The organism is Pseudomonas sp. X10, assembly GCF_054889225.1.
The window spans coordinates 1,886,456-1,910,674 of the sequence record NZ_CM142677.1 but is presented as its reverse complement, the minus strand read 5'-3'; the positions used below and the strand labels follow the sequence as shown (position 1 = coordinate 1,910,674).

Annotated in this window: 21 protein-coding genes and 1 tRNA gene; 11 read left to right on the top strand and 11 right to left on the bottom strand. The window is 63.6% G+C overall.

Annotation, left to right across the window (positions count from 1 at the left end):
* Window positions 1-300 precede the first annotated feature (300 nt).
* The 3 genes from ACYU03_RS08815 to ACYU03_RS08805 all read left to right on the top strand — a co-directional run bounded on the left by ACYU03_RS08815 (window position 301) and on the right by ACYU03_RS08805 (window position 2,804).
* On the top strand, window positions 301-828 hold the full coding sequence (locus ACYU03_RS08815) for a histidine kinase (RefSeq protein ID WP_461891425.1): 528 nt from the start codon (window positions 301-303) through the stop codon (window positions 826-828).
* Window positions 829-1,261: 433 nt separating this feature from the next.
* Window positions 1,262-2,158 carry a sensor histidine kinase gene (locus ACYU03_RS08810; protein WP_461889824.1) on the top strand — a complete coding sequence of 299 codons (897 nt, stop codon included), beginning with the start codon at window positions 1,262-1,264 and terminating at the stop codon, window positions 2,156-2,158.
* Window positions 2,148-2,804 (top strand): response regulator, encoded by a 657-nt coding sequence (locus ACYU03_RS08805; protein WP_461889822.1) that lies wholly within the window; start codon window positions 2,148-2,150, stop codon window positions 2,802-2,804. Before ACYU03_RS08810 ends, ACYU03_RS08805 begins: the two co-directional genes overlap by 11 nt.
* Here ACYU03_RS08805 and yegS read toward each other — a convergent pair.
* Entirely contained in the window at window positions 2,788-3,675 is an 888-nt protein-coding gene (yegS, locus tag ACYU03_RS08800; protein ID WP_461889820.1) for a lipid kinase YegS, read from the bottom strand. The two genes, ACYU03_RS08805 and yegS, sit on opposite strands and share 17 nt — an antisense overlap.
* Before the next feature lie 235 nt (window positions 3,676-3,910).
* On the opposite strand from yegS, the gene ACYU03_RS08795 reads away from it, so the two are divergent.
* On the top strand, window positions 3,911-5,365 hold the full coding sequence (locus ACYU03_RS08795) for a mannose-1-phosphate guanylyltransferase/mannose-6-phosphate isomerase (protein WP_461889818.1): 1,455 nt from the start codon (window positions 3,911-3,913) through the stop codon (window positions 5,363-5,365).
* A gap of 63 nt (window positions 5,366-5,428) precedes the next feature.
* Window positions 5,429-6,682, top strand: a complete 1,254-nt coding sequence (locus ACYU03_RS08790) for a glycosyltransferase family 4 protein (RefSeq protein WP_461889816.1) — start codon at window positions 5,429-5,431, stop codon at window positions 6,680-6,682.
* On the opposite strand, the gene ACYU03_RS08785 is transcribed toward ACYU03_RS08790, so the two are convergent.
* Window positions 6,671-7,858, bottom strand: coding sequence for a molybdopterin molybdotransferase MoeA (locus ACYU03_RS08785; RefSeq protein WP_461891424.1), 1,188 nt, complete (start codon window positions 7,856-7,858; stop codon window positions 6,671-6,673). The two genes, ACYU03_RS08790 and ACYU03_RS08785, sit on opposite strands and share 12 nt — an antisense overlap.
* 22 nt (window positions 7,859-7,880) lie before the next feature.
* The gene (moaB, locus tag ACYU03_RS08780) at window positions 7,881-8,420 is read right to left on the bottom strand and encodes a molybdenum cofactor biosynthesis protein B (protein WP_461889814.1); all 540 of its coding nucleotides are present in this window, start codon (window positions 8,418-8,420) and stop codon (window positions 7,881-7,883) included.
* A 197-nt stretch (window positions 8,421-8,617) separates the two neighbouring features.
* Between moaB and ACYU03_RS08775 the strand changes: the two genes are divergently transcribed.
* Both ACYU03_RS08775 and ACYU03_RS08770 read left to right on the top strand, forming a co-directional pair.
* Window positions 8,618-8,839, top strand: a complete 222-nt coding sequence (locus tag ACYU03_RS08775) for a YgdI/YgdR family lipoprotein (RefSeq protein ID WP_461889812.1) — start codon at window positions 8,618-8,620, stop codon at window positions 8,837-8,839.
* 68 nt (window positions 8,840-8,907) lie between these two features.
* Window positions 8,908-8,984, top strand: a tRNA-Pro gene (locus tag ACYU03_RS08770).
* A 233-nt stretch (window positions 8,985-9,217) separates the two neighbouring features.
* Here the strand turns inward: ACYU03_RS08770 and mqo are convergent.
* Both mqo and ACYU03_RS08760 read right to left on the bottom strand, forming a co-directional pair.
* Entirely contained in the window at window positions 9,218-10,810 is a 1,593-nt protein-coding gene (mqo, locus tag ACYU03_RS08765) for a malate dehydrogenase (quinone) (RefSeq protein WP_461889810.1), read from the bottom strand.
* Between the two features lie 363 nt (window positions 10,811-11,173).
* Window positions 11,174-12,946: an ABC transporter transmembrane domain-containing protein gene (locus tag ACYU03_RS08760; RefSeq protein WP_461889808.1), complete on the bottom strand. Its 1,773-nt coding sequence runs from the start codon at window positions 12,944-12,946 to the stop codon at window positions 11,174-11,176.
* A gap of 287 nt (window positions 12,947-13,233) precedes the next feature.
* Here ACYU03_RS08760 and ACYU03_RS08755 point away from each other — a divergent pair, with 287 nt between their 5' ends.
* Entirely contained in the window at window positions 13,234-13,407 is a 174-nt protein-coding gene (locus tag ACYU03_RS08755; protein WP_461889806.1) for a PA1571 family protein, read from the top strand.
* A gap of 94 nt (window positions 13,408-13,501) precedes the next feature.
* Here ACYU03_RS08755 and pdxB read toward each other — a convergent pair whose 3' ends face one another.
* The 3 genes from pdxB to pvdP all read right to left on the bottom strand — a co-directional run bounded on the left by pdxB (window position 13,502) and on the right by pvdP (window position 16,730).
* Window positions 13,502-14,644 (bottom strand): 4-phosphoerythronate dehydrogenase PdxB, encoded by a 1,143-nt coding sequence (pdxB, locus tag ACYU03_RS08750; RefSeq protein ID WP_461889804.1) that lies wholly within the window; start codon window positions 14,642-14,644, stop codon window positions 13,502-13,504.
* 134 nt (window positions 14,645-14,778) lie between these two features.
* A complete protein-coding gene (gene tusA, locus ACYU03_RS08745) occupies window positions 14,779-15,021 on the bottom strand; it encodes a sulfurtransferase TusA (RefSeq protein WP_461889802.1) in 243 nt (80 codons plus the stop codon).
* Window positions 15,022-15,107: 86 nt separating this feature from the next.
* Window positions 15,108-16,730, bottom strand: coding sequence for a pyoverdine maturation tyrosinase PvdP (pvdP, locus tag ACYU03_RS08740; RefSeq protein WP_461889800.1), 1,623 nt, complete (start codon window positions 16,728-16,730; stop codon window positions 15,108-15,110).
* Window positions 16,731-16,881: 151 nt separating this feature from the next.
* On the opposite strand from pvdP, the gene ACYU03_RS08735 reads away from it, so the two are divergent.
* The gene (locus ACYU03_RS08735) at window positions 16,882-17,814 is read left to right on the top strand and encodes a siderophore-interacting protein (RefSeq protein ID WP_461889798.1); all 933 of its coding nucleotides are present in this window, start codon (window positions 16,882-16,884) and stop codon (window positions 17,812-17,814) included.
* Window positions 17,815-17,874: 60 nt separating this feature from the next.
* Here ACYU03_RS08735 and ACYU03_RS08730 read toward each other — a convergent pair whose 3' ends face one another.
* From ACYU03_RS08730 to ACYU03_RS08720, 3 genes are all read right to left on the bottom strand, one after another.
* Entirely contained in the window at window positions 17,875-19,275 is a 1,401-nt protein-coding gene (locus ACYU03_RS08730; protein WP_461889796.1) for a diaminobutyrate--2-oxoglutarate transaminase, read from the bottom strand.
* Between the two features lie 202 nt (window positions 19,276-19,477).
* Window positions 19,478-20,806: an ATP-binding protein gene (locus ACYU03_RS08725; RefSeq protein WP_461889794.1), complete on the bottom strand. Its 1,329-nt coding sequence runs from the start codon at window positions 20,804-20,806 to the stop codon at window positions 19,478-19,480.
* Window positions 20,803-21,486 (bottom strand): response regulator, encoded by a 684-nt coding sequence (locus ACYU03_RS08720; protein WP_461889792.1) that lies wholly within the window; start codon window positions 21,484-21,486, stop codon window positions 20,803-20,805. The genes ACYU03_RS08725 and ACYU03_RS08720 overlap by 4 nt, the downstream gene beginning before the upstream one ends.
* Window positions 21,487-21,661: 175 nt before the next feature.
* Between ACYU03_RS08720 and dsbD the strand changes: the two genes are divergently transcribed.
* Both dsbD and ACYU03_RS08710 read left to right on the top strand, forming a co-directional pair.
* Complete coding sequence (gene dsbD / locus ACYU03_RS08715) at window positions 21,662-23,383, top strand: protein-disulfide reductase DsbD (RefSeq protein ID WP_461889790.1); 1,722 nt, start codon at window positions 21,662-21,664, stop codon at window positions 23,381-23,383.
* Window positions 23,383-24,219 carry a TlpA family protein disulfide reductase gene (locus tag ACYU03_RS08710; protein WP_461889788.1) on the top strand — a complete coding sequence of 279 codons (837 nt, stop codon included), beginning with the start codon at window positions 23,383-23,385 and terminating at the stop codon, window positions 24,217-24,219. Before dsbD ends, ACYU03_RS08710 begins: the two co-directional genes overlap by 1 nt.

Below are 24,219 nucleotides of genomic sequence, written 5' to 3'. Positions count from 1 at the left end.
GGCCTGCTCTGGCACAGCTTGACCCTTTACAGGAAATGCTGAACACCTCGTTGATATCATTTTAACATCATGGTTTACTTCAGCCCCAGCCGGCTTGGCTCGACCCGTGGAAAAGACTAAAACCTCCCAATTCGCCCTAAGGGAATCCCCTAGTGGCAATCGGGTGGAACCTGATGTTCGCGATATCCAATAGCCATTAATGTGACGCCATTCTCATTGCATGAATGGAGTCAGGCTTTTGTCAGTGATCGCCTCATTGTCGTCGGCCCGTGCTCCAGCCCTGTGTGCTGGAGCTGAATGATGACGAAAAGTGCCCCCCTGAACAGCAGCGTCCTGCAGGATTTCCTGGTCGATGCACAGGTCTTGTTGACCCAGTCCCAAGAATGCCTTCAGCATCTGGAACTGATCGGCAACGACCCGGACGCCTGTCATTGCCTGAACGCTACCCTGGGCACCCTGGCCCAGCGCGCAAGCACCCTGGGGCTGATCGAGGTGGCCGACTACGCCGGCGGATTGCAGGCGTTGCTCAACCCAGCCGGCCTACAACAGCAACTGCACGCAGATGCCTTGCCTGCACTCGAAGCCTGCCTGACCCTTCTGGCTTGGCAGTTGGAGCTGATCGACCCATTGACCGGGCGCCTGAGCCTGGATACCGAGGAGCAGACCCTCCTGCTCACCGACCTGGCCAACGCGCTGGGCCTGCCCTCCCCACTGACCTGCGCATCGTGCCATGCGAACGGCAGCAACTGCGTCCACCCGCCCACATCACAACCTCCAACCAAGCATGCCGCCGACAGCATCCTTGTCCGGCCAAACCACGAGAACTAACGGGTCACAAAACCGATAAATAATGTCCCGCTCAGATTGAACCAAGGACCAACTTGGGAACTTTGTCACCGCTGTTCCGACCTTTGCGCCCTTCAATATGGTGAGTTGCGGTTAGACATTTGAAACCACCAAAAGCTGATAGTACTTTGCCGATCCCGCCTCCGGACGGAATACCCGCATCCCCAGTAAAACCGGAGGTTCCAGCCCCTAACTGGAGTCGCGACCAAACGAAATCGAAGTGATACCATGCGCGCAACTGGACCTTTGCCTGACCACACATCCCACTGACCACGGTGATTGTGATGCTTGCGCAATACTCATCAGCCAGTCCGACTCCGACAATATAGGGTTGTTGGTAGGCAAACGACGGCAAAGCCTCTGGCTTGACATGCGCAAGGCTCCCAACAGCGATAATTCAGTGGCTTTTTTATCTATGCTTTCTCGCTTCAAGACATTCTGGCGCTGCTGTACACGCGCAGCCCTGCTACGTTGGGCAACAGCCTTGCTCTGCCTGGCTTCGCTGGTCGCCAACCTGATAGCCTGCCTTGACGGCTCCCCCATGCCTGCCAGCCTCCTGTGGCTGCAACTGGCGGCCATGCTGGGGGTCTGCTGGCACCTGCCTCATTGGACCCGCTCGATCACATTGCGCCCGACCGAGCTGGCCGACCGCCTGCTCAAGGTCCAGGAAAACGAACGCCAGCGCCTGAGCCGGGAACTGCATGACGATATCGGCCAGTTGCTCACCGCAGCCAAGCTGCAGGTCGACTGGCTTCAGCGGCGCGCGCCCAGCGAACTGCAGCCCCAGTGCAATACCCTGAGAAGTACCCTGAGCGATACCCTGGCCAAGGTGCGTGACGTTTCCGCCACCCTCAATCCCCGGCAACTGGCCAGCCTGGGACTGGAGGCCAGCCTGCGCGCCCACCTGCTGCGGACCCTGGAAAACACCGACGTGCACTGGAGCCTGGAATGCTACCAGCGCCTGGGCGGTATCTCGGACGACATGGCCATCGCCGCCTTCCGCATCACCCAGGAAGCCGTCACCAATATGCTGCGCCACGCCCGAGCGAGCAATCTGGTCGTCCGCCTGCAGCGCACAACGGCTGGTCTCGCCCTCTCGATCCATGATGATGGCTGCGGCTTTCGCCCCGCAAGCAACCCAGCCGATGCAGGACAACGGGGCATGGCCGGCATGCAGGAGCGCGCCGCCCTGCTCAATGGCACACTGACCGTTACCAGCCAGCCCGGCCTGGGCACCCGGATCGACGCCCTGTTCCCTTGGGCACCGCGCACCCTTGAACGCGCCAGGACCGATAGAGCCCATGACCTGTAAGTTATTGCTGGTGGATGACCACTCCCTGATCCGCGCAGGGGTCCGGGCCCTGGTGTCCGATATTCCCGGCTACACGGTGATCGGCGAAGCCGACGACGGCAGCCAATTGCTGGAGCTGGTGCAACGCCTGGTGCCGGATATCATCCTGCTGGATATCTCCATGCGCTCCACCAGCGGCCTGGACGCCCTCGAGCAATTGCGCGCAACCGGCTGTCGCTGCAAGGTGCTGATCCTGTCCATGCACACCGACCCGGAACTGATCATGCGCGCCCTGGAGAGCGGCGCCCACGGCTACTTGCTCAAGGATACGACGGCCACTGAGCTGGAACAGGCCTTGAGTGCCTTGCGCAGCGGTGAACGCTACCTGAGTCCGGCCATTGCCCACACGGTGATCAACCAGGCACTGATGCGCGCCCAAAGCGGCAAGGAAACAGTCGACCGGCATAACCTGACGGCCCGACAACTGGAGATCCTGCGCCTGATCGTGCGCGGTAAATCGACCAGGGAGATCGCCAACGGCCTGGGCCTGAGCATCAAGACCGTGGAAACCCATCGCTCACAAATCATGAAGCGCCTGCAGATCTACGATGTCGCGGGCCTGGTGTTGTTCGCCGTACGCGAACAGATCATCAGCCTGGACGACTGAGCAACGGCGAAGCCGCCGGCAGGTGCAGTCGCAAGGCCGCCGGCACGGCTTCGAAGCGCAGGCTGTCGCCTTGCAAGGGCTCCCCATCGAGGTTGATATCCAGCCCCTGGGAACTCTTGATTTCGACCCAGGGCAACCTGGCCCGGACGAACAACTCCTCGCCGGCCAGCAAATCACGCAAGGCACCGACCATTTCCTGCGGTGCCGGCAGGATGCCGATATCCAGCAAGCCATCGTCGACCTGCGCCTCCGGGCACAACACATGCCCGCCACCGGCCTGCCGACCGTTGCCGATCCCCAACGCCAAGAGGTCACCCTGCCAGTGGAAGTCCGGCCCTTGCAACACGACCGAGGCCGCCTGCAGCTCGCTGAATCGTGACAGGCCGGTGAACAGGTAGGCCGCCGCGCCCAGCACCTTCTTCAAGTCTTCGGAGGTATTGGCCGTCACCTGGCTGCCGAATCCACCTGTCGCCATGTTCAGGAACAACTGGCCACCCACCCTGCCCAAGTCGATAGCCTGAGCAGGCTGCTCCAGCAGCGCCAAGGCCGCTGCCGGCTCCAGGGGCACGCCAGCGGCGCGGGCAAAATCATTGGCGGTGCCCAGCGGCAACAGCGCCAGGCTGGCCTGGGTATCTGCCAAGGCCATGGCTTCGGCCACATCACGCAGGGTGCCATCGCCCCCACCGGCCACCACGCACCCATAGCCTGCGGCCAACGCTTCATCGACCAGGCGCTGGGCATCACCGCCTTCCCACGTCAGCCGCACATCCAACTGCCAGCCACGCTCGCGCAGAGCGCCTACGGCGGCACGCACCTCGTCATTCGTGGCCTGTTTACCATGCAGGATCAGCATTGCCTTGCGTTCGTGCATCACATGTCTCCGGAAAGTCCACCGAACTCTCGACCATTGCTGGGAAAGATTTACTGCAAGGTATCGATGATTACGTCAGAAAAATACACGATTCACCGAATGGATATTGAAAGGCCAGTCTTGGGCGTGCATCATTCGACAAATATTTGGCCATAACAAAATAATTCAGCAAAAAAAGTCATTTTATTGACTTTTCAAGCAAGCACCTGAGGGATCTGCGATCCGAGGCCGTGAAATGAGTGTTCTGATTCCCTGCATCATCGCCGGTGGCGCCGGCACCCGGCTCTGGCCCGTTTCCCGCGAAGCCATGCCCAAGCCGTTCATGCGCCTGCCCGATGGCCAGAGCCTGCTGCAGAAGACCTTTAACCGCGCCAGTGCCTTGCCTGGCGTCGAACGCGTGCTTACGGTGACCACCCGCGAGGTGTTCTTCCAGACCCAGGACGAGTACCGCCAGGCCAACAAGACCCAGGTTGCCCTCGATTTCCTGCTCGAGCCTTTCGGCCGCAACACCGCACCCGCCATCGCCGCAGCCGCCTTGCATTGTGCCGGCCTGTATGGCGAGGACGCGGTACTGCTAGTCCTGCCGGCCGACCACCTGATCCAAGACCAGGATGCCTTCGAGCAGGCGGTCAGGCAGGCGCACCAACTGGCCAATCAAGGCTGGCTGACCACCTTCGGCCTACGGCCAACCCGCGCGGAAACCGGGTTCGGCTATATCGAAAAGGGTCAGCGGCTACACCCGCACGGTTTTCAGGTCGCACGCTTCGTGGAAAAGCCCGACGCCGCCACTGCCCAATCCTATCTCGACGGCGGCCAGCACCTGTGGAACGCCGGCATGTTCTGCCTGCGAGCAGATGCCGTCCTGCGTGAACTGCAAGCCCACGCGCCGCAGGTGCTGGAACGCGTCGCGCCGTGCCTGGAACATGGCCTGAGCAAGCACGGCAAGCGCGACCTGCAGGTTGAGCTGGACCCCGTCGGTTTCGAGCAAGTGCCAAACATTTCCATCGACTATGCGCTGATGGAAGCATCCACTCAGGTCGCGGTATTGCCCTGCGAGCTGGGCTGGAGCGATATCGGTTGCTGGGAGGCCGTGCGCGGACTCAAGCCAACTGATCGCCATGGCAACCAGTGCAACGGCGAGACCGTGCTGCATGACGTGCGCAACTGTTATATCGACTCTCCACGGCGCCTGGTGGGCGGGGTCGGCCTGGACAACCTGATCGTGATCGATACTCCCGACGCCCTGCTGATCGCCGACGCCGCGCGCAGCCAGGAGGTCAAGGTGATCGCCCAGCAACTCAAGCGCCAGGGCCATGACGCCTATCGCCTGCACCGCACAGCCACCCGCCCCTGGGGAACCTACACGGTGCTCGAAGAAGGCCCGGGCTTCAAGATCAAGCGCATCATGGTCCGGCCCCAGGCGTCGCTATCGCTGCAGATGCACCATCACCGTAGCGAGCACTGGATCGTGGTCAGTGGCATGGCCCGCGTGACCAATGGTGAGGACGAGTTCCTACTCGAGACCAACGAATCGACCTTCATCAAGCCCGGGCGCGCGCACCGCCTGAGCAACCCCGGCGTGATCGACTTGGTGATGATCGAAGTACAAAGCGGCGAATACCTGGGCGAAGACGACATCGTGCGCTTTACTGATATGTATGGACGCGTCCCGGCAGCAGCTGTCAGTTGATTGCCTTGGGGCGCGTTCTTGCAATCAGATGCCGTTACCCGCCTGGCAGCGAGGAATTGGGTCATGCGCGTACTCTGGACACTGCCCTACCTGCCCTGGCCCACCACCAGCGGCAGCAAGACCCGGCAATACAACCTGCTGCGAGCCCTGGCGCAACGCGGCCACCGCATCACACTGCTGGTGCAATCGAAGGTGCCACTTGGCGATGCCGCCCGGCAGGCGCTCGAGCCCTGGCTCGAACGCCTGATCGTGCTGCCCAGGCGGCCGCTGCACAGCCCCCTGAACCTGCTGGCAGCGCTGATCATCGACTACCCTATGCGCGTCAGCATCAATGGCCTGGCGCCGCACCTACGGCACAGCTTCGAGCAGTTGCTAGATGAACCCTGGGATGTGATCCAGGTCGAGCACAGCTACAGTTTCCAGCCATTCGAGAAAGCCCTGCAGGCACGCGGCCTGCCCTACATGCTCAGCGAACACAACCTCGAATCCGTGACGGGCGCTGCCTGCCATGACCGCTTACCGTTGTGGCTGCGCCCGCTCAACGCCTTCGACCGCTGGCGCTACCGGCGCTGGGAACAGCGCGTGCTGCGCCAACCCAGCGAAGTGGTGGCGGTCAGCCCTTATGACGCCGAGCTGATCAGCCAGGTCAGTGGTCGCTCGGTCAGCGTGGTGATCAATGGTGTCGACTGCGATTACTACCAGAATGTGCTCCCGGCACTGCACAGTCAGCGCCTGCTGTTCGTCGGCAACTTCGAGTACGGCGCCAACCTCGAAGCCATCGAGTGGGCCCTGGAAGAGATCCTGCCCCAAGTATGGATGAGCAATCCTGCCGTGCGCCTGGCCATCGCGGGACATGCCTTGCCCGCCAGTTGGAAACGGCACTGGAACGACCCTCGCATCGAATGGATCGGCTACCGCCCGGACCTGCGCGAATTACAACGCTGCTCTGCAGTATTCTTCGCCCCGCTGCGCTACGCGGGCGGCTCCAAGGTGAAAATCCTCGAGGCCATGGCCGCCGGCCTGCCGGTCATCACCACCGGCAAGGGCGTCTCTGGGCTGCAAGTCAACAATGGCGAGCACTACCTGGGCAGCGACGATGGCGACCAGTTGGCACTGCAGATCACCCAACTGCTCAACCAGCCCTGGCGCATGCGCCAACTGTCCGACGCCGGCCGCCAATTCGCCTGGCAGCGCCATGACTGGAACATCGCCGCCCAGCAATTGGAAACTGTACACATGCGCCTGAACCAGTTGCAGCGGGCTCAAGCCGATACCGCCCCGCTGGACGGCATCCTGCTCGGCCGCTCAGCCAAGTAGCTCGCTGAAGGGAATGAACTGCACGCTGTCGCCACGTTGCGGGGTCGTGCCTTCGCGAACCTCGACCAAGCCCTCGGCCCAAGCCGCACTGCGCAATACGCCAGAACTCTGGTTCTTGTAGATCAGCGCCTGGCCCTGCTCGATGCGGCCACGCAGATACTCGCGACGTACTCCGGCCCTGGGCCAATCGAAGCCCGCTGGCACGCTGAACTGCAGCGGCTCGACCTGCTGAACGCCCTGCCGACGCAGCAGGTAGGGGCGGGTCAACAGACCGAAAGTGACCAAGGTCGAAGCCGGATTGCCTGGCAAGCCGATCACCGGCACGCCGCGGTAGTGGCCAAAGGTCAGCGGCTTACCCGGCTTGATCGCCAGCTTCCACAGGGCCAGCTCCCCCGCCTCGCGCAAGGCGATGCCCAAATAGTCCGCCTCACCCACCGACACCCCGCCGGTGGAGAGGATCAAGTCGACATCCGCCAGCCCTCCCAGGCACTCCCGGGTCTTCTCCAGGTCATCGGCGAGAATGCCGACATCCACGACCTCACAGCCAAGGCGTTGCAGCCAACTGGCCAACAGACGCCGGTTGCTGTTGTAGATCTGCCCTGGCCCCAGGGGCAGGCCGGGCTCGACCAGCTCATCGCCGGTCGAAAGCACTGCCACACGCACCCGCCGCACCACCTCGAGCGCAGCGCAACCCAAGGATGCGGCCAGCCCCAGCTCGATCGGCCCCAGCCGGGTCCCCGTGGCCAGCACTGGTTCGCCGGCACGGGTTTCCTGGCCTTGCGGCCTGATGTTCTGATCGACCTGTAGAGGTTCGAGAAAGCGTACGCGCTGGTCGCCCAGCACTTCGGCGTTCTCCTGCATTTCCACGCAGTCGGCGCCCTCGGGCAGAGGCGCTCCGGTGAAGATGCGCGCACAGGTGCCCGGCTGCAACGGCGCCGGCGCATGGCCGGCGAAGATCCGCTGGCTGACCGGCATCGGCTCGCCCTGCCAGTCCGCCAGGCGCAAGGCATAGCCGTCCATGGCGCTGTTCGGCCAGGGCGGCAGGTCAAGGCTGGCGACCAGCTCGGTCGCCAGCACCCGGCCTTCGCCAGCGGCCAACGAGACCCGCTCGGTCCCCATGATCGGCGCGGCCTCGGCCAGCGCCAACAAACGCTCCAGAGCGTCTTCCACCGGCATCAGCGGCCGGCTCGGCACCGGCTCAGCCACGGCTTTCACAGGGCGCCGCCTGCTTCAGGTGAGCCACGAAGTTACACGGCCGGTGGCGAGCATCGAGCTGCTCGGCAAGGATGCCATCCCAGCCGGTGCGCACCGCGTTGGTCGAGCCGGGCAGGCAACAAACCAAGGTGCCATTGGCAAGACCGGCCAAGGCGCGGGATTGCACGGTGGAGGTGCCGATATCGGCCACGGAAATCTGCCGGAACAGCTCGCCGAAACCATCGACCTGCTTGTCCAGCAGGCAGGCCACGGCTTCCGGAGTACTATCGCGCCCCGTGAAGCCGGTGCCCCCGGTAATCAGCACGACCTGCACCTGTTCATCGGCGATCCAGGTGGCGACCTGGGCACGGATCTTGTACAGGTCATCCTTGAGCAGCACCCGCTCCACCAGCCCATGGCCCGCCTCGCGGAGGCGGTCGACGAAGAGCTGGCCGGAGGTATCGGTATCCAGCGTGCGGGTGTCGCTGACCGTCAGCACGGCAATGTTCAGCGGCACGAAAGGTACATCTGCCTTGGCTTTCATGGGGAGGCATTGAATCCGTTACAGGTAAAGGAATGGCTGTTGTTATATCACAGGCCGGGTTGTTCCGCGCCCGGAGGGGCCTGGTGTTGTTCTCGGTCAATGACAGCGATATGTCGCTATGCTGCACTGTGCAAGGAACTTGCGCTGACACCATGCGTCTTACATGACATCTAGCACCATCGCACTGGAGAAACACGATGACTCAACGGACCCTTCCCGCCTTCCTGCTTGCCCTGGGCCTGGGCACCCTCGCCGGCTGCGCGTCGCCGACCGTCATTACCCTCAACGACGGTCGTGAGATCCAGGCGGTGGACACCCCATCCTATGATGAAGACTCGGGCTTCTACGAATTCGAACAACTCGACGGTAAGCGTACCCGCATCAACAAGGACCAGATCCGCACCGTCAAGGAGCTGTGATCCAGAGCTTGTCCCTACCACCGAGGGGCTTGCCGATCAAAAAAAGAATCGAGTAAGATTTCGGTCATCGGAGTGTAGCGCAGCCAGGTAGCGCGTCTCGTTCGGGACGAGAAGGCCGCAGGTTCGAATCCTGTCTCTCCGACCAAATTTCTCGATTGCATGAAGCCCGCCTTGAGCGGGCTTTTTGTTGCCTGCAAAGTCCTGCCAGCCCCTCGAAAAAACACCCCCTGAAAGGTTAATACTGTTCACTTAAGCTGGAGTGCCTTCAGGTGGGGCTGCTACGCAGCCCATCGCGACACAAGGCCGCCCACAGGGACTTGCAAGCCACGGCAAGCCTCTTGTGAGAGCGGCCTTGTGTGTGCAGCACAAAGCCAATGCTTACAGCGCAGCAGCGGGCTCAGTCATCTCTTCCGGCTGTACCGGAACATACAGCAGTTGCAGGCGCGAGCTGCTCCACTCGCGCGTCTTGTTGGTCAGCTCGAGGTCGTTGTTCAGCTTCTGGCCATAGGTCGGCACGATCTCCTTGAGCTTGCCCTGCCACTCAGGCGTCTTGATGCGGTCCTTGAAGGTCTTTTCCAGCACAGTCAGCATGATCGGCGCAGCGGTCGAGGCGCCTGGCGAGGCCCCCAGCAGTGCGGCGATGGTGCCATCCTGGGAAGCCACGACTTCGGTACCGAACTGCAGGATGCCGCCATGCTCAGGGTCTTTCTTGATCACCTGGACACGCTGGCCAGCCTGCAGCAGTTTCCAGTCTTCGTTCTTCGCGTTCGGGAAGTACTCGCGCAAGGCGTCCATGCGGTCATCGAAGCTGAGCATCAACTGCCCCATCAGGTAGGTGCTCAGGTCGAGGTTGTCGATGCCCGCGTGAGCCATCGGCATGAAGTTATGGGCAGTCAGCGCAGCGAACATGTCCAGCAGCGAGCCGTTCTTCAGGAACTTGGTCGAGAAGGTCGCGAACGGGCCGAACAGCAGCACTTCCTTGCCGTCGATGACACGGGTGTCCAGGTGCGGAACCGACATCGGTGGAGCACCGACCGAAGCCTTGCCGTACAGCTTGGCCTTGTGGCGGGCAACGATATCCTGGTTGTCGGTCATCAGGAACTGGCCACCGACCGGGAAGCCGGCATAGCCTTCGGCTTCGGGGATGCCGGACTTCTGCAGCAGCTTGAGGGCGCCGCCACCGGCACCGATGAAGACGAACTTGGCCTTGACGCTGGTTTCCTTGTCGCCGTTGGCAAGGTCGGCCACCACGACGTTCCAGGAGCCGTCATCGTTGTGAACGATGTCGCGTACCTCGTGGCGCAGGTGCACCTTGACGTTCGGGTTGCGGGTCATGGACGCGAACAGTTGGCGGGTGATCTCGCCGAAATTGACGTCGGTGCCGATCGGCATGCGGGTCGCGGCGATTTTCTGGTCGGCGGCGCGGCCTTCCATCACGATCGGAACCCACTGTTTGATCTGCTTGTGGTCCTCGGAATACTCCATGCCACGGAACAGCGAGCTGTGCTGCAGGGCTTCATGGCGCTTCTTGAGGAAGGCGACGTTGTTGTCGCCCCATACGAAGCTCATGTGCGGCACGTTATTGATGAACGACTTCGGATTGCTCAGCACACTCTGCTCGACCTGGTAGGCCCAGAACTGCTTGGAAATCTCGAACTGCTCGTTGACGCCGACCGCCTTGCTGATGTCGATCTTGCCGTCCGGGCCTTCGCTGGTGTAGTTCAGCTCGCAGAAAGCGGAGTGACCGGTACCGGCGTTGTTCCAGGCGTTGGAGCTTTCTTCGGCGACCTGGTCCATGCGCTCGTAGACGTCGATCGACCAGTTCGGTTCCAGTTCGGTGAGGTAGGTCCCCAGGCTCGCGCTCATGATGCCGCCGCCGATCAGCAGTACATCGACGGTCTTTTCCGGCTCGCCGGGCTTGGAGCAGCCGATGACGCTCAGGCACAGGAGCGTCAGCAGGATTTTTTTCATAGCTCAATCCAATTGAAGTGAAGTGATTGGCAAATACCGCCGCCCCCGTTGCGCACGCCCGTTTTTTTGTTCTGGCCCGCACGACCACGGCGTCAAGCGCCGCCAGGGCTTCAGGCAAGCGGCCTGCAAGACCCGGCAATGATCGGCGATTGGGGGTTGTTCGGTGAATCGGGGCTCGGTCGCCAAAGGCCTTGGCCTGGCCGCGCTAAAGCACAAAGCAGGCCAACTCATCCAAGACCAACGGCTAATAGCTAGGGCGAGTCGTCGCACCCCACTCCTAGCGGTTTTCCTGGCGACAATCCGCCACACCACAGGGCCAAATGACCGGTATATGGCGGATTTCCCGCAGGGAGCGTCAGGCGCTCAAGCCTCGTAGCTATTGTTGAACTGCAAAGCTGCCAAACGCGCGTACAAGGGGCTTTCCTCGATCAACTGCCGGTGGGTGCCGGCCGCTACCAAGCGCCCCTGGTCGATCACCGCGATACGGTCGGCATGCTGCACCGTGGCCAACCGATGGGCGATCACCAGCGTGGTACGTCCGGACATGAGTCTGGGCAGGGCTTGCTGGATCAGGTGCTCGCTCTGGGCATCCAGTGCACTGGTGGCTTCGTCGAGCAACAGGATCGGCGCATCCACCAACAAGGCCCGGGCAATCGCCAGACGCTGCCGCTGCCCCCCGGACAGGCCGATGCCGCCCTCCCCCAATGGCGTCTGGTAGCCCTGGGGCAGTTGCTGGATGAATTCATGGGCATGGGCACTGCGCGCCGCTGCCTCGACCTGCGCCATGCTCGCCTCGGGCCGGCCGTAGCGGATGTTGTCTTCCACCGTACCGCGAAACAGCGCCGGGTTCTGCGCCACCAAGGCAAAGTGGCGACGCAGGTCAGCCGGGTCGAGCTCGGTCAGCGCCTGTCCATCGAGCAGAATGCGGCCCTGCTGCGGGTCATAGAAACGCAGCAGCAGATCGAACAGGGTCGACTTGCCGGCGCCTGACGGCCCGACCAGAGCCAGTGTCTGCCCAGGCTCGACGCTCAGGCTCAGGCCATCGATCGCCGCAGTAGCCGGACGCGATGGGTAGGCAAAGCGCAGCGCCTGCAGTTCAATGCGGCCGCTGACCCGCGCCGGAGTGGCCTCGACGCCTTTGGCCGGAGCCAGGATCTCGCTACGCGCGGCCAGCAGTTCAGCGATGCGCTCCGCCGCACCGGCAGCCCGCTGCAATTCGCCAAGCACCTCGCTGAGCGTACCGAACGCGCCGCCGACAATCAGGCTGTAGAACACGAAGGCCGCCAGTTCGCCAGCGGAAATCCGCCCTGCGATCACATCCATACCGCCGACCCAGAGCATCACCCCGACAGCCCCCAGCACCAGCACGATCACTAGGGTGATCAACCAGGCGCGCTGGGCGATGCGCTGCCGGGCCACGCTGAAGGCCGCCTCCACGGTGTCGGCGAACAACTGGCGGTCACGCCCCTGGTGGTTGTAGGCCTGCACGGTCTTGATCTGTCCGAGGGTTTCGGCCACGTAGCTGCCGACATCGGCAACCCGGTCCTGGCTTTGCCGCGACAGGCTGCGCACGCGCCGGCCGAACAGAAGAATCGGCGCCAGCACCAGCGGCAAGGCCAGCACCACGATGCTGGTGAGCTTGGGATTGGTGACGAACAGCAGGATGACGCCCCCCACCACCATCAAGGCATTGCGCAGGAACAGCGACAGCGATGAGCCGATCACCGACTGCAACAACGTGGTGTCGGCAGTCAGACGTGATTGGATCTCCGAGCTGCGGTTGTCCTCGAAGAAGCCTGGATGCAGGTCGAGCAGGTGGTCGAACACCTCGCGGCGGATGTCGGCCACACAACGCTCGCCAATCCAGGACACCAGGTAGAAACGGCTGAAGGTCCCCACGGCCAGGGCCAGGACCAACAGCAGGAACAGGCCAATGGATTGGTTGAGCAGGTGCGGCGAACGGGTCATGAAGCCCTGGTCGACCAGCAGGCGGATGCCTTGGCCCATGGACAGGGTAACCGCCGCCGTGACCACCAGCGCCAGCAGGGCCAGAAGTGCCTGCTTACGGTAGGGGCGGATGAATCGCCAGCCCAGCCTCAGGGCGTGGCGCTGTCGCGAGGAAACAGGATCGAGCATGTAGGGAAAACACCATTGATCAGCCAAGTGCAGCAGACTACACCCGACCGTTTGTCGTACGCCAATGAACCCTTGCGGGCTTCTCCGCGTCGGAAAGCAGAACAGGCTTCAGGCATGGCCGGCCTGCGCGTGGCATTAACTAGATCGTTTCGTTCTAAAGTGCCACTGGAGGTTTGCCGCACTTTCTGTTGGACTGTGAATGCCGTGGCACCCGGCCGATGGAGCTGTCATAGAGCAGTCACGGCACGAGGGTACCCTGAGCTTGCAACCTGATGAGGAGACAGGAAATGAGCTTGCAGCATAGCAGCCAGACGCAAAAGACCACGCCCCAGCCACAACCTCAGGTGTGTGGTTCGATTATCGACGCCCAGGGCCGCGAAATCCCGATCACTGAACAGATGATCCAGGATGCCTGCAAGGAACTGGAAAAAAGCCGGGGCGAAAAATCCCGCAAGGCGTAAGCCGCGAATTTCTTCAGCCCGGCGCTTGCGCCGGGTTTTTATTTGCCTTGCACCGCGACCGACCGAACCGCGCGCTGCGGCCCGGCAATACGACTCAGACCAGCACCCCACCCAAGGCACTGACCACCTGCGCCAGTTGCGGCGCCTCGCCGCGCACACGCACCGCCAACCCTTCGATTTCGCGCCGCTCCGGATAGTGCTTGCGCAGATGGTCGAAAGCCGCCCGTTGCTCGGCCGGATCGTTGCTCAGGCTACGGCGAAAATCAGCGTCGTCGCGGCGGGGGTCATAGACCGCCCGGCACAGGGTCGACAAGGCCCAGGCAGGCTCGGTACGGGCATCCAGGTCGACCTGCGCCAAGCTTGGCGGTGGCAGCAGGTCTGCCAGGCGCACCTGTTCCGGCTCGCCGCACCAACGGCAGAACGCCTGGTAGATCTGCGCCGTGCCGCGCTGCTTGCCATCGAGGCTGTAACCCGCGATATGCGGGGTCGCCAGGGTGCACAGGTCGGCCAGTTCCAGATCTACCTGTGGCTCACCCTCCCAGACATCCAGCACCGCCTGGAGATCCTCACGAGCCAGCAAGCGTTCGCGCAGGGCCTGGTTGTCTACCACCGGGCCACGGCTGGCATTGATCAGCCAGGTACCCGGGCGCAGGCTCGCCAACTGCTCACGGCCAAGCAAGTGCCAGGTCGGATGAGGGCCATCGCGCAGCAGTGGCGTGTGCAGGCTGATCACATCGCACTGCTCCAGCACCTGCTCCAGGCTGACGAAATCCCCCTCTTCACGGGCCTGGCGCGGCGGGTCGCAAACCAGCACCTTCCAGCCCAGGCCATGCAGCACCCGCACCAGGCGCTCACCGACCTCGCCTGCGCCCACCACACCGTAGACACGGTCGGCCAGGGCTACGCCATCCAGCTCGGCCAGGGTCAACAGGCTACCCAGCACGTAATCGACCACCCCGCGTGCGTTGCAGCCCGGCGCGCTGCTCCAGTGGATGCCGGCTTCGGCAAAGTAGTCGAGATCCAGGTGATCGGTGCCGATGGTGCAAGTACCGACGAAGCGCACCCGGCTGCCTTCGAGCAGTTGCCGGTCGACTCGGGTCACCGAGCGCACCAGCAGGACATCGGCATCCTTGACGCAGCTCGCGTCGATGGCCCGTCCGGGATAACGACGAATCTCGCCGAAACCGGCAAAGAAGGCATCGAGCAACGGAATATTCTCGTCGGCAACAATCAGCATGGCGCTCTCCTTTAGGGGGAGCGCAGTGTAGGCCCATCAGGGTGGCCTGATCCAGTTGTCGATCTATTTCCGGACCAAGGCTCAGCACCGGCCGGACTAGCGGCCTTGCCATTCGTCAACAGGAGTGGACGCGCTCAGTCGGCCTTCTTGCGGATCCAGTAAAGGTAGGTGCCGGCCTGCTCCTGCTGCTGGACAAGCTCATGGCCGAGGAACACGCAGAATTTAGGGATATCGCGACGGGTCGAGGGGTCCGTGGCGATGACCTTGAGCAGGCCGCCGGCGGCCAGGTCACGAACATGTTGGTGCAGCATCATCACCGGTTCCGGACAGTTCAGGCCGGTGGCGTCAAGGATGGCGTCAGGGGTGAAATCGGTCATGGGGTACTCCGCGAATGAGCGGTTATTGTCGCTCATGCGCGGGTTGGCGGCTATCCCATCTCAGGCACGCGGAAGTCGCATGGCCATCAGGAGACAATCCCGCGCAACGACAGGTGCCGCGCATACCAGGGTCGCTGCGGCACTCGCCGTACCAGGCCATCGAGCTTGTCGTCCGTACCAAAGGTGATGCGCAACGCCAGTTTCATCGTTTCTACGTCCATTTCCACCGACTTGCCCGGGAACATCCCCGGTGTGGTGCTGCAACCATGGGTATCCGGGCCGAGCCAGGGATCATCGACCTCCACCCAACGCCCTGGGGCGAACCAGCGCACGCCGTTGACTTGCAGGCGCCGGACCTGGCCTGGATGGTAACGCTCATGGGCCTGGTACCAATCCTCGATACGGTCGTCAATCCAGCCATGGAAGCCCCAGAACACCGGATTGCAATGGGATGAAAAGGGGTCGCCGAGGAAATCGTTCTCCGGCCCGAACCATCGTTGTGCGAAGTCCGCCTGGTCACGTGCGAAAGGCACCACCGCGCCATTGCTCGGGTCCCGTGGCACCGTGGCCCAGCACATGTGCAGCCAGTCGTGCAGGTTCACCTCCAGCTCCGAGCCGAACGCACCCAGGGATAGCTTCGAGAGGTAGAGCGGATCCTGGTACTGCGACTCCCAGACCTGGAAGTTGCTGCAGAAGGTCTCACTGGCCTTGATGGCCGAGACCCACTGGCCATATTCATCATCGCCCGGCGCCTGCCAGCTGGGCGGCACACAGCAACCGTCATGGTTATCGTGGAAGCGGGCAAAGCCCTGGCGGTCGAAATCGACGCTCGGCTGCGGCAGTGGAAAGTGCGACCAGGAGGGCAGGTCCTGCAGGCTGCGGGCAGTGCCGAGCATGTGCCGGTGCATGAAGAGGAAATCGATGCCCGATCCATTGCGATGCTTGCGCGGCCCCCGGGCGTCACGCTCCCGGTCGCGTGGGCCAGGCTGCCAGCCCAGCCCACGCAACGCGCCCTGCTTTTCCTTGGAGAGTTTGTGCCACTGGTCACGGGTGGCATGCCAGAGTTGATGGAACAGCCGGTGCTCCGGGCTGATCACCCAAGCGTGCATCTCGGGGGTGTAGGGAATGCGCTCACGCGCTTCAGGAAAGAGGCGCTTGACCGCAACGAAACGACTGTCGACAAGTGGCAGGGTCAACGGACGGTCCAGGCGCTGCAGGCGTCCGCTAAGGGTGCCGCTACCCGCATTGGCAAAATCGCCCCAGACCTCGTCCAGGCTGGCCGTGCATTCATAGCTGGGCCCGCCTTGCTGGTTCATCAGGCGCCAGCGCACCTGGCCGGAAGTCGCGTCGACCAGGTCGCCGAGCACCCGGTAGGCGACAGGTCCATCGCCGCGCAGACGCTCGCCAGTATCGACGAAACCGCGCAGGCCCCGGCCCTTGGTCGCTACGTCGAGGAATACTTCGACGCCCTGCAGCGGCAAGCCGTCAAGGCCGGCATCAGCGCCGTCGAAACGAATATCCCAGACACCCCGTAATTTGTCCGCCAGGACCTGCCCGGCATAGTCGGCCAGTTCGACACTGGCTTCGCCGGGCGTGACGATGTCATCTTCAGGGTCGTGGGTCAGTTCCCGGTGCGCGTAATAGCCCGCTGTGCCAGCGGCGCCTGCCACCGCCAGACCCGCGATGAACCCTCGTCGAGAAATTGTCATTGCGCCCCTATCCGTTCCAGCCACGATGCAGCTTCTATCCAAGCTAGAACGTAAGCTGGCCGAGGAAATTTAAAGCCGGAAGGGGCTGGCTTAATTCAAGGACGGGCGTACTCGTTCCTTCAGTACCTTATCTGCCAGAGGTACTGCCCCCATGACCTCCTTGCTGTCACGCCTCACGCGCCCGACCACGGCCACGGCCTACCGGATCTTCGATATCCAGCTCAAGGCCATCAAGCGCCTGAGCCCGTCCCTGTGTCGCTTCGTCTTCACCGGCGAGGATGTCCGGCTGATGGACACTCTGGCCCCGGACCAGCGCATCAAGCTGTTCTTCCCTTCGCCCTCCGGCCAGCCGCCTAGCCTGCCCAAGGACGGCCAGTGGCAAAAAGCACGCCGCGACCTGCCCAGCGAGCAGCTCCCCCCCATGCGCACCTATACCATCCGCGCCCTGCGCCGCGAGGCGCTCGAGGTGGATGTGGACTTCGTCTTGCATGGCGTCAACGGCCCCGCCTCGACATGGGCCACCTATGCCCAGGTCGGTGACCGGCTGCAGATAGTCGCGCCCAACCAGGCCTACCAGGGCGACCCTGGGGGTTATGAATGGAAACCGCCGAGCGCCGTGCGCAAGGTGCTGCTGGTCGGTGACGAGACCGCATTGCCGGCCATCGCCGGCATTCTCGAGACGCTGGCCCGCGAACGCCCCGCCCTGCCAGTGGAAGCCTTCATCGAAGTGCCCCTCGAAGCTGACTGCATCGAGCTGCGGCACAGCCCGGCGACCCGTTTGCATTGGTTGCCCCGCGACCTGCTGCACTGCGGGCAAGGCCAGGGTATGCGCCACGCCGTGCGGGAACTGGCCAGCCTGCCGACAAAACTGGCGTCGGACACAGCCCCCCTGGAAGACGTGGACATCGACCAACAGATCCTCTGGGAACAGGCCAGCGCCGACAGTACTGAATTCTATGCCTGGATTGCCGGAGAATCGGCCACGGTGATGGATATCCGCCGTTACCTGATCAAAGAACGTGGCCTTGATCGCGACACCCTCACCCTCATGGGCTACTGGCGCGCCGGGCGCACATTCGAGTAACGGGTCAACGCCCAGAAAAAAGCCCGGCGCACAGCGCCGGGCTTTCACCGTAAAAGCACCCTAGCCCGCGGCCACAGCAGCCGCCACGGCACGGGAGAAACGTGCGGCAACCTCATCAATCTGCTCAGCGCTGATGATCAACGGTGGCAGGAACCGCACCACCGCGCCATGACGCCCGCCCAGTTCGAGGATCAGGCCGCGCTTGAGGCATTCGCGCTGCACCCGTGGCGCCAGGCTGCGGCAAGCCGGTGGATGGCCCAGGGCATCGGGCTTGCCGTCCGGGTCGACCAGCTCCACCCCAAGCATCAACCCACGACCACGAATATCGCCCAACTGCGGATAGTCCTGCTGCACCTTGCGCAGATGACCGCGCAGGCGTTCGCCCATGGCCTCGGCATGCTCGCAGACACGGTGCTGCACCAGGTAGTTCATCACCGCGGAGCCCGCCGCCATGGCCATCTGATTGCCACGGAAAGTGCCGGCATGGGCGCCTGGCGACCAGGTGTCGAGCCAGTCGCGGTACACCATGACCGCCAGTGGCAGGCTGCCGCCGATGGCCTTGGACAGCACCACCACATCCGGCACGATCCCAGCATGCTCAAAGGCGAACATCCGGCCAGTGCGGGCAAATCCGCTCTGTACCTCATCGACGATCAAGGCCACACCGGCCTGCTCGGTGATACGCCGCACACCGCGCAGCCACTGGAGATCGGCAGGTATCACACCGCCCTCGCCCTGCACCACCTCGACGATGACCGCAGCCGGCAATTGCACGCCGCCTTCCGGGTCGCTGAGCAGGTTCTCCAGGTACTGAAGGTTCGCCCGCACACCCGCCTCACCGCCCAGGCCGAACGGGCAACGGTAGTCATAGGGATACGGCATGAACTGCACACCACTGTTGAGCAGCGCCCCCAGCGGCTGCTTCGGCCCCAGGCTGCCCATCAGACTCAGCGCACCCTGGGACATGCCATGGTAGGCCCCCTGGAAGGCCAGTACCGTACTGCGGCCGGTAGCAGTGCGCACCAGTTTCAGGGCAGCCTCGACCGCGTCGGTGCCCGTCGGCCCGCAGAACTGGATCTTCGCTTCCCGACGCAAGGCCTCTGGCAACAGGCCGAACAGGTCCTGGACGAACTGGTCCTTGACCGGGGTGGTCAAGTCCAGAGTGTGCAACGGCAGTTCATCGGCCAGAACCCGCTGGATAGCCTTGATCACCACCGGATGGTTATGCCCCAAGGCCAAGGTACCGGCGCCGGCCAGGCAATCGATGAACTGACGCCCCTCGACATCCTCGACATAAATGCCACGGGCGCACTTGAGTGCCAGCGGAATACGCCGTGGATAGCTACGGGCGTTGGACTCCTGTTGCTGCTGGCGCAGCAGCAGCGGGGAATCCTCGAATTCGAACAAGGTTTCCGGCTCGGAAACCGGCAATACCTCGGCAAGGCTGGAAGCGGTCGACATCTGAAGTAACCCTCGCAAGCAAGCGAATATGCCCGCCACGCGCCTGTAACCAGATGTGTGTCGGGTGCTTATCGCTTGGGAGACGCTTCAGCGAAGGGAGGATTTAGCGCTTCAGATGTGATTTCTGCCTGGCGGGGCTACATCGCACCTGCCACCCAAGCAATCGGACACTCAGCCAATCCCACAGCCCAAGGACAGCCACCTACACTGAGGCCCCCCGCGCCGGCACCTGCAACCACACCCGCAACCCATCGCTCCGGCTCTCGAACCGCAAACTGCCGGCACATCGCTGGACGATCGCCTGCACAATCGCCAATCCCAACCCACAACCAGCGCTCTGGCTATGGCGCCAAAACCGCTCGGTCAGGTGCTGCAGGTCTTCGGCAGGAATCCCAGGCCCATGGTCGCGCACCAGGAAGCCGACCTGCCCCTCCTCCATCTGCACATCCAGCTCCACCGGCTCATCAGTACCGGTATGACGCAAAGCGTTATCCAGCAGATTGCGCAAGGCCGCCACCGCCAACGGTGCCGGCATGCCCAGGTAAACCTTCGCGGCCTCGGCGGGCAGGTGCAGGACGATGCGCCGGTTGTCCCCTCCGCCAGCATCCTGCACTGCTTGCAAAGCCACCTGTTCGGCGCTGCACTGCACCCCATCGTCGAACGACAAGCTGCCTTCGACCCGCGCCAACATCAGCAACTGCTCCAATGTCCGGTGCAGTCGATCGGCACCCTGCTCGGCATGCTCCAGGGCCTGTTCACGCACGCTGCCATCGGTCATGCGCGCCACTTGCAGGTGGGTTTTGATGGCGGTCAGCGGGCTGCGCAGTTCATGGGCCGCGTCGTCGGTCAGGCGCCGTTCACGCTCGATAGTCTGGGCGATGCGCAGAAACAGCTGGTTCTGGGTCTCGAGCAGAGGCTGCAATTCACTGGGCATACCTGCCACCTTCAGGGGCTCGACACTGTCGGCCCGTCGTCGACGCAAGGCGTCACGCATGCGGTTGAGCGGTTCCAGGCCCTTGCCCAGACCTACCCAGAGCAAGGCCAGGCTACCGAGCAGGGCCATCAACACCGGTGCCGAAGCGGCCAGCAGGATCGAGCGATTTAATGCCTCGCGCTCCATGTGGCGGTCGGCGGTGGTGATGCGCACATCGCCACGGGTGTAGGTGAAAGTACGCCACAAAGCGCCGTCGATGGTCTGGTCCTGGAAGCCACTGCGCTGGTCATCCATGGAGCCATCGTGCTTGTGGTTGCTGGCGAGGATCTCGCCGCGCAGCGAACTGACCTGGCAGGCCATACCATCGGGCACGCTGAGCTGGTCGGCAGAGAAACGCGTATTCTCGCCCTTGGCCACCAGCGGCTGCGGCAACTGGTCGATCAAGCCGGCGACCATGCGCGCCGAAGCCACCAGGCGCTGGTCAAGGGAGAACATCATCTGTTGGCGCAGGTCGCGCAGCATCCAGGCTGCGGCCAGGGCCCAGATGATCACGAAAGCACTGCCAAGAATCAGGCTCAGGCGTACACGCAAGCTCATGACGAGGTCTCCTCCGGGGCCTGCGCCGGCCCCAGGCGATAGCCCAGGCCACGCACGGTCTCGACAATGCTGTTGCCAAGCTTGCGCCGCAGGTGATGGATATGCACGTTGAGGGCATTGCTCTCGACCTCGTCGCTGAAGCCGTACACACAATCCTTGAGCTGCTCGCTGGTCAGCACCCGCCCCGGATTGTGCAGCAAGGCCTGGAGCAACGCTTGTTCGCGCCGCGACAGATCCACCGGCTGCCCGGCCAGGCTGGCTTCGCAACTGCTCGGGTCATAGCGCAGCGGTCCGTGTTCGATGATGTTCACTGCCCGCCCGGCGGCGCGGCGCAGCAAGGTGTGCAGGCGCGCCGCCAGCTCGCGCAGGTCGAAGGGTTTGAGCAGGTAGTCGTCGGCACCGGCCTGCAGGCCCTCGACCCGGTCGGTGATCGCGTCACGGGCCGTCAGCACCAGTACCGGCAGGGTCTCGCCCTGCTGGCGCAGGCGCCGTAGCAGCTTGAGCCCATCTTCATCGGGCAAGCCCAGGTCGAGCACCATCACGTCGAACTTCGCCGCCTGCAGCAATGCCCGTGCCGCCGAGGCGCTGGCCACCCGGTCCACGGTCAGCCCCTGCGCGGTCAAGCCTGCGCTGATGCCGCTGGCGATCAGGTCGTCATCCTCGCAGAGCAGTACGTGCATGGTGGGTGCCTCCAAAGGGAAAGATTGTATTGCACAAGCCGCCGATTAAGGCAGGATTATGCCGCGCCCGGCTGATCGCGTCGCGACTGGACGACCACCGTGTAGGACGGGGTTAACTTTCGGTTAATCGCCCCACGCCAGCATGGGCCGCTCAATGCACTGCCAAGGCGTCGACATGCGCGTTCTACTTCTCTCATTGATGCTTCTGCTCGCTGGCCCGCTCCAAGCCAACCCGTTCTTTGCCCAGCCTGATTTCCTGCCCGTGGACAAGGCCTTCGTCCTGACCCACGACCGCCTGCCATCAGGGGAGATGCGCCTGCACTTCAAGATCGAGGATGGCTACTACCTGTACCAGAAGCGCCTCAAGTTCGATGGCCTGCCCACCGAACAGCATCCAGCCCTGCCACCGGCCCTGAACCACCATGACGAGTTCTTCGGTGACAGCCCTGTATACCGGGGTGAGCTCGAGCTGGTGCTGCCGGCCAGCGCCAGCGGCCAGTTGCGCCTAGGCTGGCAGGGGTGTGCCGACGCCGGCCTCTGCTACCCGCCGCAGACCCGCCAGATTGCATTGGGCGACAGCCCCAACGCTGCCGGGCCGGGCAGCGAACAAGCCAATGACCAGGCCCTGGCCAGCGGCCTGCAGCACAGCAGCCTGGCCTGGAGCCTGCTAGCGTTCTTCGGCCTCGGCCTGTTGCTGGCCTTCACGCCTTGTTCACTGCCGATGCTGCCGATCCTCGCCGGGCTGGTCCTGGGTAATGGCGCCAGCGCCCGACGTGGCTGGATACTGGCCAGTGTGTACGTGCTGAGCATGGCCCTGGTGTACGCCGCGCTGGGCGTGGTCGCCGCCCTGCTCGGCGCCAGCTTGCAGGCCTGGCTGCAACAGCCCTGGCTGCTCGGCAGCCTGGCGGCGCTGTTCATCATGCTGGCCTTGCCCATGTTCGGCGCCTTCGAGCTGCAACTGCCCGCCGGCCTGCGTGACCGCCTGAACCGCGCCGGCCAGGATACCCGCGGCGGCAACCTGTATGGCGCGGCGCTGCTCGGCGCCCTCTCGGGCCTGCTGATGGGCCCTTGCATGACCGCGCCGCTGGCCGGTGCCCTGCTCTACATCGCGCAAAGCGGCGATGTGCTGCAAGGCGGGCTGGTGCTCTTCAGCCTCGGCTTGGGCATGGGAGTACCCTTGCTGTTGCTGGTGACCCTGGGCAATCGCTACCTGCCTCGCCCTGGGGCTTGGATGAACCTGGTCAAGGGGTTCTTCGGTTTCGTCTTCCTCGGCATGGCCCTGTATACCCTGCGCAGCCTGCTGGCGCCCTCGCTGTTCCTGGCCTTGGGCGGCGCCTGGTTGATCGCCCTGGGCTGGGCCGCCTGGCCGGCCCTGCAACGCCTTCCCGCCCTGCGCGCGGTGCCGTTGCTGGGTGCCTTGTGGGGCGCACTGCTGCTGGTCGGCGCTGCTGCCGGTGGCGGCGACCCCTGGCAACCCTTGGCCCCGTTCACAGGCGGCGGCGCTATGTCGCAGGCGGCCCAGGTGGAAGATACTTTCGTGACCGTCAGCCAGCCCGAAGACTTGCAACGCGAGCTGGACAGCGCCAAGGCTCGCGGCCAGTGGGTGATGCTGGACTACTATGCCGACTGGTGCGTGTCGTGCAAGGTCATGGAGAAACAGGTGTTCGCCCGCGATGACGTCCATGCCAGCCTGGCCGGGGTACACCTGCTGCGCCTGGATGTCACCACCGACACACCGGCCAGCCGCGAACTGTTGCAACGCTACCAGGTACCCGGACCGCCCAGCCTGATCTGGATCGGCCCTGAAGGAGAAGAACGCAGGGCCCGACGGATCACTGGCGAAATCGATGCCTCCGGCTTCCTGCAACACTGGACCCAGACACGGAGCCAAGGCTGATGCTGACCTTGACCCTGGGGCCGTTGACCATGGCCCTCAACCACCTGCTGCTGCTCGGCGCACTGGCCATCGCCAGCCTGGTCGGCTGGTGGATTGGACGGCGCGGTGGCGAGAGCCCGGAGTCGGCGCTGTTCAACCTGTTCCTGCTGGGACTGCTCAGTGCGCGCCTGGGCTTTGTCGCCAGCTACTGGCCGATGTACCGCGAGGACCTGCTGCAGATCATCGACCTGCGCGACGGCGGCTTCCTGCCCTGGCCTGGCCTGCTCGCCATCGTGGTCGGCGCCCTGTGGCAAGGCTGGCGCCATTCTGGGCTACGCCGCCCATTGGGCTGGGGCTTGTTCAGCGGGGCACTGTTCTGGCTGCTCGCCAGCCTGGCCAGCCACCTCTACAGCCAGGGCACGCAGTTGCCGGACCTGACCCTGCGCAATGCCAGCGGCCAATCCGTGGCCTTGAACGAGTACCGTGGCCGGCCATTGGTGGTGAACATCTGGGCCACCTGGTGCCCGCCTTGCCGTCGAGAAATGCCCGTGCTGCAGCAGGCCCAGCATGATCACCCGGGTGTGACCTTCCTGTTCGTCAACCAAGGCGAGACGCCGCAGACCGTGAGCACCTTCCTCACCACCACCGGCTTGAACCTGTCCCATGTGCTGTTCGACGGCACTGGCCAACTGGCCCAGCACGTCGGCTCCATGGCCTTGCCCACGACCCTCTTCTACAACGCTGAAGGACACCTGATCGGCAGCCACCTGGGCGAACTGTCCCGCGCCAGCCTGCAGCATGCGCTGCAACCTCTCGAACGCGCCAACGCGCCCGCCCCTACCGCACAAGGAAAGTAG

What these genes read in the sequence shown, in the direction of transcription:
- ACYU03_RS08805 (WP_461889822.1), top strand. Translation starts at nt 2,148, where the DNA reads ATGACCTGTAAGTTATTGCTGGTGGATGACCACTCCCTGATCCGCGCA.
- ACYU03_RS08760 (WP_461889808.1), bottom strand. Translation starts at nt 12,946, where the DNA reads ATGCTCGATCCTGTTTCCTCGCGACAGCGCCACGCCCTGAGGCTGGGC.
- ACYU03_RS08735 (WP_461889798.1), top strand. Translation starts at nt 16,882, where the DNA reads ATGACCTCCTTGCTGTCACGCCTCACGCGCCCGACCACGGCCACGGCC.
- ACYU03_RS08720 (WP_461889792.1), bottom strand. Translation starts at nt 21,486, where the DNA reads ATGCACGTACTGCTCTGCGAGGATGACGACCTGATCGCCAGCGGCATC.
- ACYU03_RS08795 (WP_461889818.1), top strand. Translation starts at nt 3,911, where the DNA reads ATGAGTGTTCTGATTCCCTGCATCATCGCCGGTGGCGCCGGCACCCGG.
- ACYU03_RS08785 (WP_461891424.1), bottom strand. Translation starts at nt 7,858, where the DNA reads ATGCCGGTGGAAGACGCTCTGGAGCGTTTGTTGGCGCTGGCCGAGGCC.
- ACYU03_RS08755 (WP_461889806.1), top strand. Translation starts at nt 13,234, where the DNA reads ATGAGCTTGCAGCATAGCAGCCAGACGCAAAAGACCACGCCCCAGCCA.
- ACYU03_RS08810 (WP_461889824.1), top strand. Translation starts at nt 1,262, where the DNA reads ATGCTTTCTCGCTTCAAGACATTCTGGCGCTGCTGTACACGCGCAGCC.
- pvdP (WP_461889800.1), bottom strand. Translation starts at nt 16,730, where the DNA reads ATGACAATTTCTCGACGAGGGTTCATCGCGGGTCTGGCGGTGGCAGGC.
- dsbD (WP_461889790.1), top strand. Translation starts at nt 21,662, where the DNA reads ATGCGCGTTCTACTTCTCTCATTGATGCTTCTGCTCGCTGGCCCGCTC.
- tusA (WP_461889802.1), bottom strand. Translation starts at nt 15,021, where the DNA reads ATGACCGATTTCACCCCTGACGCCATCCTTGACGCCACCGGCCTGAAC.
- moaB (WP_461889814.1), bottom strand. Translation starts at nt 8,420, where the DNA reads ATGAAAGCCAAGGCAGATGTACCTTTCGTGCCGCTGAACATTGCCGTG.
- ACYU03_RS08710 (WP_461889788.1), top strand. Translation starts at nt 23,383, where the DNA reads ATGCTGACCTTGACCCTGGGGCCGTTGACCATGGCCCTCAACCACCTG.
- ACYU03_RS08815 (WP_461891425.1), top strand. Translation starts at nt 301, where the DNA reads ATGACGAAAAGTGCCCCCCTGAACAGCAGCGTCCTGCAGGATTTCCTG.
- mqo (WP_461889810.1), bottom strand. Translation starts at nt 10,810, where the DNA reads ATGAAAAAAATCCTGCTGACGCTCCTGTGCCTGAGCGTCATCGGCTGC.
- pdxB (WP_461889804.1), bottom strand. Translation starts at nt 14,644, where the DNA reads ATGCTGATTGTTGCCGACGAGAATATTCCGTTGCTCGATGCCTTCTTT.
- ACYU03_RS08790 (WP_461889816.1), top strand. Translation starts at nt 5,429, where the DNA reads ATGCGCGTACTCTGGACACTGCCCTACCTGCCCTGGCCCACCACCAGC.
- ACYU03_RS08730 (WP_461889796.1), bottom strand. Translation starts at nt 19,275, where the DNA reads ATGTCGACCGCTTCCAGCCTTGCCGAGGTATTGCCGGTTTCCGAGCCG.
- ACYU03_RS08725 (WP_461889794.1), bottom strand. Translation starts at nt 20,806, where the DNA reads ATGAGCTTGCGTGTACGCCTGAGCCTGATTCTTGGCAGTGCTTTCGTG.
- ACYU03_RS08775 (WP_461889812.1), top strand. Translation starts at nt 8,618, where the DNA reads ATGACTCAACGGACCCTTCCCGCCTTCCTGCTTGCCCTGGGCCTGGGC.
- yegS (WP_461889820.1), bottom strand. Translation starts at nt 3,675, where the DNA reads ATGCACGAACGCAAGGCAATGCTGATCCTGCATGGTAAACAGGCCACG.